The sequence below is a fragment of the Terrabacter sp. 2YAF2 genome, assembly GCF_052114705.1.
In the GTDB taxonomy this organism is placed as follows: domain Bacteria; phylum Actinomycetota; class Actinomycetes; order Actinomycetales; family Dermatophilaceae; genus Terrabacter.
Window position 1 is genome coordinate 29,017 of sequence record NZ_JBFRFG010000006.1, and the last position, 10,831, is coordinate 39,847.

10 protein-coding genes are annotated in these 10,831 nt (G+C 70.3%); all 10 read left to right on the forward strand.

Translation table 11 applies throughout. From position 1 onward, the window contains the following. The first annotated feature begins 261 nt into the window (after nucleotides 1-261). The 10 genes from AB4030_RS08905 (at nucleotide 262) to AB4030_RS08950 (ending at nucleotide 10,487) form a co-directional block, all read left to right on the forward strand. Nucleotides 262-342: a 3-isopropylmalate dehydrogenase gene (locus AB4030_RS08905; RefSeq protein ID WP_081633825.1), complete on the forward strand. Its 81-nt coding sequence runs from the start codon at nucleotides 262-264 to the stop codon at nucleotides 340-342. A 111-nt stretch (nucleotides 343-453) separates the two neighbouring features. After that, a complete protein-coding gene (locus AB4030_RS08910) occupies nucleotides 454-1,518 on the forward strand; it encodes a 3-isopropylmalate dehydrogenase (RefSeq protein WP_442278859.1) in 1,065 nt (354 codons plus the stop codon). 173 nt (nucleotides 1,519-1,691) lie between these two features. After that, nucleotides 1,692-2,789, forward strand: a complete 1,098-nt coding sequence (locus tag AB4030_RS08915) for a branched-chain amino acid aminotransferase (protein ID WP_442278860.1) — start codon at nucleotides 1,692-1,694, stop codon at nucleotides 2,787-2,789. Between the two features lie 13 nt (nucleotides 2,790-2,802). Beyond that, nucleotides 2,803-3,657 (forward strand): HAD family hydrolase, encoded by an 855-nt coding sequence (locus AB4030_RS08920; RefSeq protein ID WP_442278861.1) that lies wholly within the window; start codon nucleotides 2,803-2,805, stop codon nucleotides 3,655-3,657. Nucleotides 3,658-3,758: 101 nt separating this feature from the next. Beyond that, on the forward strand, nucleotides 3,759-5,291 hold the full coding sequence (locus AB4030_RS08925; protein WP_442278862.1) for an amino acid permease: 1,533 nt from the start codon (nucleotides 3,759-3,761) through the stop codon (nucleotides 5,289-5,291). A 1-nt stretch (nucleotide 5,292) separates the two neighbouring features. After that, nucleotides 5,293-6,045, forward strand: coding sequence for a FadR/GntR family transcriptional regulator (locus tag AB4030_RS08930; protein WP_442278863.1), 753 nt, complete (start codon nucleotides 5,293-5,295; stop codon nucleotides 6,043-6,045). 9 nt (nucleotides 6,046-6,054) lie between these two features. Continuing rightward, nucleotides 6,055-7,416 (forward strand): glutamine synthetase family protein, encoded by a 1,362-nt coding sequence (locus AB4030_RS08935; protein ID WP_442278864.1) that lies wholly within the window; start codon nucleotides 6,055-6,057, stop codon nucleotides 7,414-7,416. A 94-nt stretch (nucleotides 7,417-7,510) separates the two neighbouring features. Further along, the gene (locus AB4030_RS08940; protein WP_442278865.1) at nucleotides 7,511-8,893 is read left to right on the forward strand and encodes an aldehyde dehydrogenase family protein; all 1,383 of its coding nucleotides are present in this window, start codon (nucleotides 7,511-7,513) and stop codon (nucleotides 8,891-8,893) included. A gap of 49 nt (nucleotides 8,894-8,942) precedes the next feature. Continuing rightward, nucleotides 8,943-9,710 carry a 3-oxoacyl-ACP reductase gene (locus AB4030_RS08945; protein ID WP_442278866.1) on the forward strand — a complete coding sequence of 256 codons (768 nt, stop codon included), beginning with the start codon at nucleotides 8,943-8,945 and terminating at the stop codon, nucleotides 9,708-9,710. A 51-nt stretch (nucleotides 9,711-9,761) separates the two neighbouring features. Beyond that, nucleotides 9,762-10,487, forward strand: a complete 726-nt coding sequence (locus AB4030_RS08950; RefSeq protein ID WP_442278867.1) for a gamma-glutamyl-gamma-aminobutyrate hydrolase family protein — start codon at nucleotides 9,762-9,764, stop codon at nucleotides 10,485-10,487. Nucleotides 10,488-10,831: the final 344 nt, after the last annotated feature.

The window sequence follows — 10,831 nt, forward strand, 5'->3', positions numbered from 1 at the left end:
GATCACGGAGGGCGGCGTCGTCCGGCCGAATGCCGGACACCGTGTCTCACGTTCTGGAAACCCCCTGTACCGCTGGGGAGCCCGGCGTACCGTGAAATGCATGACGCGGCAGGTCGTACTCATTCTCCGCCGCGGCGAGTCCAGGTAGTCAGCACTCTCGCCGCGGAGATCCCGCGCACCCCTCGTGCTGACCGGTTCGCCCACCAGGGCTGGAGCCACCTGAGACCACCATCCGCAATGAGACCGAAAGACGTGATCACCATGAGCGAAGACGCCAAGGCAGCCCGCCAGGCCCTGCAGGAGTCGATGGACCTGCGCGACCAGGGTCACACCGAGGACTGAGTCCCGAGCGACCGCTGACGAAGGCCCCGCCCACCCGGGCGGGGCCTTCGTCGTGCGTTCACGAAATGAGACGCTGAGTCCACATCACAAGACGGGTCCTAGGCTGGCGGCATGGCACAGACGCAGGTCAAGGACGCGTACTCGATCGCGGTCATCGGCGGCGACGGCATCGGACCCGAGGTGGTCGCAGAGGGCCTCAAGGTCCTCGAGGCGGTCACCGGTGACGGCGGCCCGACCTTCACGACGACCGACTACGACCTCGGCGCCCGGCGCTGGCACGCCACCGGCGAGACGCTCCCGGACACCGTCCTCGACGAGCTGCGCGGCCACGACGCGATCCTCCTCGGCGCCATCGGCGACCCGAGCGTCCCGAGCGGCGTGCTCGAGCGGGGAGTCCTGCTGCCCCTGCGCTTCGCCCTCGACCACTACGTCAACCTGCGCCCGGCCAAGCTCTTCCCCGGAGTGGCGAGCCCGCTCGACGTCGCCCGGGTGGCACCCGACGGCATCGACTTCGTCGTCGTCCGCGAGGGCACGGAGGGCCCCTACACCGGCAACGGCGGAGCCCTGCGCGTCGGCACGCCACAGGAGATCGCGACCGAGGTCAGCGTCAACACGCGCTACGGCGTCGAGCGCGTCGTCCGCGACGCCTTCGCCCGCGCCCAGGCCCGGCCTCGCAAGCACCTGACCCTCGTGCACAAGCACAACGTCCTCACGTATGCCGGTCACCTCTGGCGCCGCACCGTCGAGGAGGTCGGTGCCGAGTTCCCCGACGTCGAGACCGCCTACCAGCACGTCGACGCAGCGACGATCTTCATGGCCACCGACCCCGGCCGTTTCGACGTCATCGTCACCGACAACCTCTTCGGCGACATCCTCACCGACATCGCCGCGGCCATCGCCGGCGGCATCGGCCTCGCGGCGTCGGGCAACATCAACCCGGCCCGCACGACGCCGAGCATGTTCGAGCCCGTCCACGGGTCGGCTCCTGACATCGCCGGCAAGTCCAAGGCCGACCCGACCGCGGCGATCCTCTCGGTCGGCATGCTGCTCGCCCACCTCGGCCTCGACAAGGAGGCGGCGCGCGTCGACGACGCCGTGGCCGCAGACCTGGCCGAGCGCGGCGACGCCGTCCGCAGCACCACCGCCGTCGGTGACGCCGTGGCCTCCCGACTCTGACGACGCGCGCCTGCAGGCGAGCTCGCCGGGCACCCGGTCACGTATGCCGTGTGGCCGGGGGTGACGGCATACGCCCGCTCCCGCGAGCGCGGGTCCCCGGCTTCTCCGTCTCACGATGTGGGCGATAGCCTGACAACCGGATCACCGCTGATTTTGCCCCTGGAGGTTTTGTCATGACCCAGCTGTCCTTCGAGGTCACGCGCCGCGACGAGGTCACCTCGCCCGAGCGCATCGCCGAGATCCTCGAGAACCCCGGTTTCGGCAAGACCTTCACCGACCACATGGTCGTCGCGACGTGGACGGCCGACGGTGGCTGGGCCGACGCGCAGGTCAAGCCGTACGGCCCCTTCCAGCTCGACCCGGCGGCGGCGGTGCTCCACTACGCCCAGGAGATCTTCGAGGGCATGAAGGCCTACCGTCACACCGACGGCTCGATCTGGACCTTCCGCCCCGAGGCCAATGCGGCCCGCTTCGCCCGGTCGGCCCGTCGCCTCGCGCTGCCCGAGCTCCCCGAGGCCGACTTCATCGAGTCGCTGCGCCAGCTCGTCTCCGTCGACCAGGCCTGGGTGCCGGCGGGTGACGCGGGGGAGAAGAGCCTCTACCTGCGCCCCTTCATGTTCGCGTCCGAGGCCTTCCTCGGCGTGCGTCCGGCGCAGCGGGTCACCTACTCCGTCATCGCCTCCCCGGCCGGTGCCTACTTCTCCGGCGGGCTCAAGCCCGTCACGCTGTGGATCTCGACCGACTACGCGCGTGCGGGCGAGGGCGGCACCGGCGCCGCCAAGTGCGGTGGCAACTACGCCAGCTCGCTCGCGGGCCAGCTCGAGGGCATCGAGCACGGCTGCGACCAGGCCGTCTTCCTCGACTCCTCGACGCACACCTACATCGAGGAGCTCGGGGGCATGAACCTCTTCCTCGTCACCAAGGACGGGCGCATCATCACGCCCGAGCTCACCGGGACGATCCTCGAGGGGGTCACGCGCAGCTCCATCCTCGAGATCGCCAAGGAGCAGGGACTCGAGCCCGAGGAGCGCCGCATCCCGATCGAGGAGTGGAAGGAGGGCGCTGCGAACGGCGACATCGTCGAGATCTTCGCGTGCGGTACCGCCGCCGTCGTCACCCCGGTCGGCGAGCTGCGCTGGGCCGGCGGCTCGGTCGACCACCGCCGCGACGGTCACGAGGACCGCTACGCCGAGGCGATCCGCGCCCGGCTCCTCGACATCCAGTACGGCCGCGCCGAGGACTCGCGCGGCTGGCTCACCCGCCTCGTCTGACGGGCCGTCGTCGATGGGGCCCGTGACCGGATGGGCGCAGCCCGGGTCGGCAGTCGAAGACATCGCCCCGCCCCGGCTCGTCGCGTCCGACCTCGACGGCACCCTGCTGCGCACGGACGGCTCGCTGTCCGGGCGCACGGCCGCGGCCTGGTCCGCCGCGGCGCACGCGGGCATCGAGACGGTCCTCGTCACGGCCCGGCCGCCGCGCTGGCTGCACGATCTGGAGCGGGTCGTCGGGCCGCGCGGCACGGCGATCTGCGGCAACGGCGCGTTCGTCTACGAGGTGGCCACCCACCGGGTCCTCGAGACGCACTGCTTCGACAGTGGCGTCGTCGAGGACGTCGTCGCCGACCTGCGTCGCGCCGTGCCGTCGGTCACGTTCGCGGCCGAGCGGGCCAGTGGTCCCTTCGTGGCCGACGGCTACCCGGACCCGCACCGCGACCGGGGCGCCGAGCGGTCGGTGCGCGGGTCCTGGCGCGAGGTCGCTGCCGAGCCGGTCGGCAAGCTGCTCGCGCTCGCTCCTGACCTGCCCGTCGAGGAGTTCCTGTCCATCGTCGAGGAGGTCGTCGGCGACCGTGGCCACCTGCACTTCTCCGGCGCGCACGGCCTGGCGGAGATCAATGCGCCCGGGGTGACCAAGGCCGCCGGCCTGGAGCGGTGGGCCACCGGACTCGGCATCGACGCCGCGCACGTCTGGGCCTTCGGCGACATGCCCAACGACCTGCCGATGCTCGAGTGGGCCGGAGTCGGCTGGGCGGTGGCCAACGGTCACGAACGGGTGCGCCGCGCCGCGGACCGGCTGTGCCCGCCCAACGACGACGACGGGGTTGCGCACGTCCTCGAGGCGGTCCTCGCTCAAAAGGTTTGATCCAGAACCATTGACGACGTTCGTCGTGCGGGTACAGGATGCCTCACATCATGGTGGAGCAACGAACAATGGTTCGTTGCACGATGTTTGTGAGGTAGTGCATGAGCGTTCCTCCGTCCCCTGAAATCGCCACCGGCACATCCGGTGCCGCCACCGACGAGGCCATGCTGGCCGAGCTCGGCTACAAGCAGGAGCTCCATCGAGGGATGAGTGGCTTCTCCAACTTCGCCGTCTCGTTCTCGATCATCTCGGTCCTGGCCGGCTGCATCACCAGCTACGCGATCGCCATGAACGCCGGCGGCCCGATCGCCATCTCCATCGGCTGGCCCCTCGTCGGCGCGTTCGTCCTGCTCGTCGCCCTCGCGATGGCCGAGATCTGCTCCGTCTACCCGACCGCGGGTGGGCTCTACTTCTGGGCAGGGCGCCTGGCCCGGCGCAACAAGCGGGTGTGGGCCTGGTACGTCGGGTGGTTCAACTTCCTCGGCGAGGTGGCCGTGACCGCCGCGATCGACTTCGGCGCAGCGGTGACGTGGATGGCGCTGCTCAGCCTCGTGACCGGTCTCGAGGTCACCGCGGTGTCGACCTTCGTGGCCTTCCTCGTCATCATCGGGCTGCACGGGCTGCTCAACACCTTCGGCGTCAACCTCGTCAAGCTGCTCTCCAACGTCAGCGCCTGGTGGCACCTCGTGGGCGTGGCGATCATCGTCGCGGTCCTCGCGTTCGTGCCGGACCACCACCAGAGCCTCTCGTGGACGTTCTTCCACTTCGAGAACCGCACCGGCTGGGACGCGCCGTTCTACGCCTTCCTCATCGGCCTGCTCATGGCGCAGTACACCTACACGGGCTTCGACGCCTCGGCGCACGTCGCCGAAGAGACGATCAACGCCTCCACGGAGGCACCGAAGGGTCTCGTCCGCAGCGTGTGGGTCTCGATCCTCGCCGGCTGGGTGCTCCTCGTCGCGGTGACGGCCGCGATCCAGGACTACGACGCGGCCCTGGGCACCGACATCGGTCTGCCACCCGCCCAGATCTTCATCGACGCCGCAGGGCGCTCGCTCGGGATCTTCCTGCTCTTCATCGCCGCCGTCGCCCAGTTCTTCTGCGGCATGGCCTCGGTGACGGCCAACTCGCGGATGTCCTACGCCTTCTCGCGCGACAACGCACTGCCCGGCTCGCGGTGGTGGTCCCAGGTGAACCCGCGCACCGGGACGCCGACGAACTCCATCTGGCTGTGCGTCGTCTGCTCGATCGTGCTGACCGCTCCAGCCCTCTTCTCGACGACCGCGTACCTCGCCGTCACGTCCATCGCGGTCATCGGTCTCTACATCGCCTACGTCGTCCCGGTCTTCCTCAGGCGGACGAACCCCGAGTTCCGTCCCGGGACGTGGAACCTCGGTCGGTGGAGCGCCCCCATCGGATGGGTGGCGGTCACCTGGGTCGGCTTCATCGTCATCCTCTTCATGCTCCCGCCGGCCAGTCCGATCACCGTCAACACGTTCAACTACGCGCCGATCGCGGTGCTGGCCGTCCTCGTCTTCTCGACGGTGACCTGGTTCGCGGGTGGCCGGGTCCACTTCATGCGTGACGTCCCGAAGGGGCACGAGACGAAGCCGGCCACGGAGATCTTCGGCTGACATGGATGCGGTCGGGGGTGGGCGCGACCTCGCGCTCACGGCGTTGCCGGACGCCGTGCTGCGGCCGGCGTCCGGCAACGCGTTCGAGAACACCGTCGAGCAGCTCGCCAGGGCGATCCGCCTCGGGGTGCTGGCCGACGGCGAGCAGCTGCCGCCCGAGCGTGACCTCGCGGCGCGCCTCGGCGTCAGCCGCACCACGTTGCGCGAGGCCATCGCCGCGCTCCGCGACTCGGGCCTCGTCACGACGAGACGGGGGCGTGGCGGCGGCACGACGGTCACGTATGCCGCCGAGATACCTACGTCGTCGCGTGGCGTCACGGGCACGTTCGTCCGCAGCGGTGCGGCGATGCTCGACGCCCTGGCCTTCCGTCGCGTCGTCGAGCCGGGCGCGGCGTGGTTGGCAGCGAACCAGCCGCTGGCCGGCGACCAGCGGGCCTGGCTCACGGGGTGCCTGCGCGAGGTCGAGGACGCCTCCGACGCGGCGGCGCACCGGGTCGCGGACTCGCGGCTGCACCTCGCGATCGCGACGCTCTCGGGCTCGCCGATGCTCGTCGACGCCGTGACGCGTGCCCAGGCCGCCCTGCACGACATGCTCACGGCCATCCCGGTCCTGCGGCGCAACATCGAGCACTCCGACACCCAGCACGAGCAGGTCGTCGCCGCCATCCTCGGCGGCGACGCGGACCGGGCGCGGGCGGTGATGGAGGAGCACTGCGACGCGACCTCCGCGCTGCTGCGTGGCCTCATCGGATAGGAAGAGGACATGGCGAAACCACCACCCCTGACCGTCGACCAGCTGCGTGCGGAGATCGAGGCAGGCGACATCGACACCGTCGTCGTCGCGTTCACCGACATGCAGGGTCGCCTGCAGGGCAAGCGGCTGCACGGCCACTACTTCCTCGACCACGTCCTCGAGGACGGCACGGAGGGCTGCAACTACCTGCTCGCCGTCGACGTCGACATGAACACCGTCGACGGCTACGCGATCTCCTCGTGGGAGCGTGGCTACGGCGACATGTTCTTCGACCTCGACCTCGACACGCTGCGCCGCACCCCGGGCAGCCGGCACTCGGCCACCGTGCAGTGCGACCTCACCTGGCTCGACGGGAGCGGGGCGGTCAAGCAGTCGCCGCGGTCGGTGCTCAAGGCGCAGGTGGACCGGGCGGCCGGCCTCGGGATGGTTGCGCACTGCGGCACCGAGCTCGAGTTCATCGTCTTCCAGGAGTCGTACGAGCAGGCCTGGGACGCGGGCTACACGGACCTCACGCCGGCGAACCGCTACAACGTGGACTACTCCATCCTCGGGGGGGACCGCGTCGAGCCGCTGCTGCGCGAGATCCGCAACGAGATGTACGGCGCCGGCGCGGTCGTCGAGAGCGCCAAGGGCGAGTGCAACCTCGGGCAGCACGAGATCGGCTTCCTGTTCGACGAGGCGGTGCGCACGTGCGACAACCACGTCGTGTACCGCAACGCGGCCAAGGAGATCGCGGCCCACCAGTCCCTCACCTTCATGGCGAAGTTCGACCAGCGCGAGGGCAGCTCGTGCCACATCCACCTGTCGTTGCGCGGCCTCGACGGCGAACCCGTCTTCGTCGACGCCGACCGCGAGCACGGGCACAGCACGATGTTCGAGCACTTCCTCGCCGGCATCCTCGCCACCCAGCGAGAGCTGACATACTTCTACGCGCCGAACATCAACTCCTACAAGCGATTTGCGTCGGCGAGCTTCGCTCCGACGACGGTCGCATGGGGGCGGGACAACCGCACGTGCGCGCTCCGCGTCGTCGGTCACGGCGCCGGGCTCCGGGTCGAGAACCGCATCGGCGGTGGCGACCTCAACCCCTACCTCGCCGTGGCCGCCATGCTCGCCGGCGGCCTCCACGGCATCGAGAACGAGCTCCCGCTCGAGCCGGCCCTCGACGGCAACGCCTACACCTCCGACAAGCCCCACGTGCCCTCGACGCTCCAAGAGGCGCGGGACCTGCTCGCCGGCTCGGCCGTAGCTCGAGCGGCCTTCGGCAACGAGGTCGTCGACCACTACGTCAACGCGGCCGACGTCGAGATCACGGCCTTCAACGCCGCGGTCACCGACTGGGAGCGCAAGAGAGGATTCGAACGACTGTGACCCGCCCCCAAGCCGCCCCGCCCCACCCCGGTTCGATGTATCTCCGCGGCCCAGGGGCCGCGCAGATACATCGAACGAGGGAGAGGGGCGAGGCATGACCACCGCCAGCCAGACGCACGACGTCATCAACCCGGCGACCGAGGAGGTCGTCGCGACGGTGCCACTCGCCTCCCTCGAGCAGGCCGACGAGGCGATCGCCCGAGCGAGAGCGGCCGCCTCGGGGTGGGCCGCCGTCGCCCCCGCGGACCGCGCGCTGCTGCTGCGGCGCTTCTCCGACCTCGTCGGTGAGCACCAGGAGGAGCTCGCACTGCTCGAGGTCGCGAACGCCGGGCACACGATCGGCAACGCCCGGTGGGAGGCGGGCAACGTCCGCGACGTGCTCGCCTACTACTCGGGGGCGCCCGAGCGGAACTTCGGACGACAGATCCCGGTCGCCGGCGGCATCGACGTCACGTTCCGGGAGCCGCTGGGGGTCGTCGGCATCATCGTGCCGTGGAACTTCCCGATGCCGATCGCCGGATGGGGGTTCGGTCCCGCGCTCGCCGCCGGCAACACCGTGGTGCTCAAGCCCGCCGAGCTGACGCCGCTGACAGCGCTTCGGCTCGGTGACCTCGCCCTCGAGGCCGGCATCCCCGAGGGCGTTTTCACCGTGGTGCCGGGCCAGGGTGCCGTCGTGGGGGAACGGTTCGTCACGCACCCCGACGTGCGCAAGGTCTGCTTCACCGGCTCGACGGCCGTCGGACAGCGCATCATGCGGGGCGCGGCCGAACAGGTCAAGCGGATCACCCTCGAGCTCGGCGGCAAGAGCGCCAACATCGTCTTTGCCGACTCCGACCTCGAGCTCGCCGCCGCGCGGGCCCCCTACGGCGTCTTCGACAACGCCGGCCAGGACTGCTGCGCCCGCAGCCGGATCCTCGTGCAGCGCAGCGTGTTCGAGAAGTTCATGGAGCAGTTCGAGACGGCGGTGCGCGGCGTCGTCGTCACCGACCCGCGTGACGAGGCAGCCGAGATGGGTCCGCTCATCAGCGCCGGCCAGCGCCACACCGTGCGCTCCTTCGTCGAGGACGCCGCCGAGGACGTCGACGTCGCGTTCCGCGGGGAGGCCCCGGACGGCAGCGGCTACTGGTACCCCGCGACCGTGGTCCTGCCCCGTTCCACGAGCGACCGGGTCTGGCAGGAGGAGGTCTTCGGGCCCGTTGTCGCGGTCATGCCGTTCGACGACGAGGCCGACGCCCTCGCCAAGGCCAACGACACGGCATACGGCCTCTCGGGGTCGATCTGGACGCGCGACATCGGTCGCGGCCTGCGCGTCGCACGCGGCGTCGAGGCGGGCAACCTGTCGGTCAACTCGCACAGCAGCGTCCGCTACTCGACACCCTTCGGCGGGTTCAAGCAGAGCGGCATCGGACGCGAGCTCGGGCCCGACGCCCTCGAGTCCTTCACCGAGGTCAAGAACGTCTTCATCTCGACCGACTGACGATCACTGCTCACCGGACACGTAATTCACTGGGCTGGAAGGAAATCCCATGGCAGGCAGACTCGACGGCAAGGTCGCGGTCATCACGGGCGGATGCTCGGGCATCGGTCTCGCGACGGTGCGGCGGTTCGCCGAGGAGGGCGCGAAGGTCGTCATCGGCGACCTCGACGAGGCGAACGGCAGCCGCATCGCCGACGAGGTCGCGGGCACCTTCGTGCGCGTCGACGTCGTGAGCAAGGAGGACGTCGACACGCTCTTCCGCACGGCGAAGGAGACCTACGGCGCGGTCGACATCGCCTTCAACAACGCCGGGATCAGCCCACCGGAGGACGACTCCATCCTCGACACCGACCTCGATGCCTGGCGCAAGGTGCAGGAGGTCAACCTCACCTCGGTCTACCTGTGCTGCAAGGCAGCCCTGCCCTACATGCTCGAGCAGGGCAAGGGCTCGATCATCAACACGGCATCGTTCGTCGCCGTCATGGGCGCGGCCACGTCGCAGATCTCCTACAGCGCGAGCAAGGGCGGGGTCCTCTCGATGTCCCGCGAGCTCGGAGTCCAGTTCGCCCGTCAGGGTGTCCGCGTCAACGCGCTGTGCCCGGGACCGGTCAACACGCCGCTGCTCCAGGAGCTCTTCGCCAAGGACGAGGAGCGGGCCGCGCGCCGCCTCGTCCATGTCCCGATGGGACGTTTCGGGGAGCCCGAGGAGATGGCCAATGCCGTGCTCTTCCTCGCCTCCGACGAGTCGAGCTTCATCACGGCCTCGACGTTCCTCGTCGACGGCGGCATCTCGGGCGCCTACGTCACCCCGCTCTGAGGCTGGTAGGAGGAGGCTGGGTAGGACGCTGGGCAACGGCAGGAGGTCGGCATGGCTCGCCCCGTCATCGGGATCACCGCCTACATCGAGCGGGCGTCGTGGGGGAACTGGGTGGACGTGCCCGGGGCCCTCGTGCCGCACCGCTACGTCCGGCAGGTCGAGGATGCCGGCGGGATCGCGGTCGTGATCCCGCCGCGTCCGGACGCCGACGACGGGACCGCCCTCGAGATCGTCGACCGCCTGGACGGCGTCATCCTCGCGGGTGGGGTCGACGTGGCGCCCGAGCTCTACGCCGACGAGCGCCACGCCTCGGTGCAGGCGTCGAGGCCCGACCGGGACTCGACCGAGATCGCCATCGCGCGGGCGACAGCCGGGACCGACGTGCCGGTCCTCGGGATCTGCCGAGGCATGCAGGTCATGGCGGTCGCGGCAGGCGGTCTGCTCGAGCAGCACCTGCCCGACCGCGTCGGCCACCAGGAACACTCGCCCGCGCCGGCGACGTACGGCAGCCACCCGGTGCGTACCGTGGCCGGGACGCGCCTCGCCGGCATCCTCGGTGAGGAGGCCGACGTGCCGAGCTACCACCACCAGTCGGTGCTGACCCACCCCGGCTACGCGGCGTCGGCGTGGGCCGACGACGGCACGCTCGAGGCGATGGAGGACCCGGATGCCTTCTTCCGCCTCGCGGTCCAGTGGCACCCAGAGGTCGGCACCGACCCGCGCCTCTTCAGGGCGCTCGTCGAGGCGGCCGCGAGCCGGCGTCGGCGACCGTCGTGACGCCGGCTCAGGCTCCCTGTTGTGCCTTGGCGTATGCCGTGTGGGCACCGCGCCGTCGTCAGCATGGGCCGCGACGCCGGGTCCACGATCCGGACGTGGTGTTTCGCCGGGGTTTCGCGCGCCCTAGCGTGAGCGTGTGACGAAGCGACCCGTGCCCACCGGCACCCTCATTATCGAATAGCGCGACGAGCACCCCTCGTCGCGCAGACCTCCCAACCCTTGGGGGGTCTTTTTGTTTCCCGAACCACCCCGACGGAGACACCGCGAAGGCCACCACCCCGGCTGACGCGATCACGAGAAGAGACCGGGACGCCACCCACACCCGCGTCGGCCGACCTGCAACA

Bases quoted from the DNA above. Each gene is read 5' to 3' on its own strand.
- AB4030_RS08925 (WP_442278862.1), top strand. From the start codon at position 3,759: ATGAGCGTTCCTCCGTCCCCTGAAATCGCCACCGGCACATCCGGTGCC.
- AB4030_RS08940 (WP_442278865.1), top strand. From the start codon at position 7,511: ATGACCACCGCCAGCCAGACGCACGACGTCATCAACCCGGCGACCGAG.
- AB4030_RS08920 (WP_442278861.1), top strand. From the start codon at position 2,803: ATGGGGCCCGTGACCGGATGGGCGCAGCCCGGGTCGGCAGTCGAAGAC.
- AB4030_RS08905 (WP_081633825.1), top strand. From the start codon at position 262: ATGAGCGAAGACGCCAAGGCAGCCCGCCAGGCCCTGCAGGAGTCGATG.
- AB4030_RS08935 (WP_442278864.1), top strand. From the start codon at position 6,055: ATGGCGAAACCACCACCCCTGACCGTCGACCAGCTGCGTGCGGAGATC.
- AB4030_RS08910 (WP_442278859.1), top strand. From the start codon at position 454: ATGGCACAGACGCAGGTCAAGGACGCGTACTCGATCGCGGTCATCGGC.
- AB4030_RS08950 (WP_442278867.1), top strand. From the start codon at position 9,762: ATGGCTCGCCCCGTCATCGGGATCACCGCCTACATCGAGCGGGCGTCG.
- AB4030_RS08930 (WP_442278863.1), top strand. From the start codon at position 5,293: ATGGATGCGGTCGGGGGTGGGCGCGACCTCGCGCTCACGGCGTTGCCG.
- AB4030_RS08945 (WP_442278866.1), top strand. From the start codon at position 8,943: ATGGCAGGCAGACTCGACGGCAAGGTCGCGGTCATCACGGGCGGATGC.
- AB4030_RS08915 (WP_442278860.1), top strand. From the start codon at position 1,692: ATGACCCAGCTGTCCTTCGAGGTCACGCGCCGCGACGAGGTCACCTCG.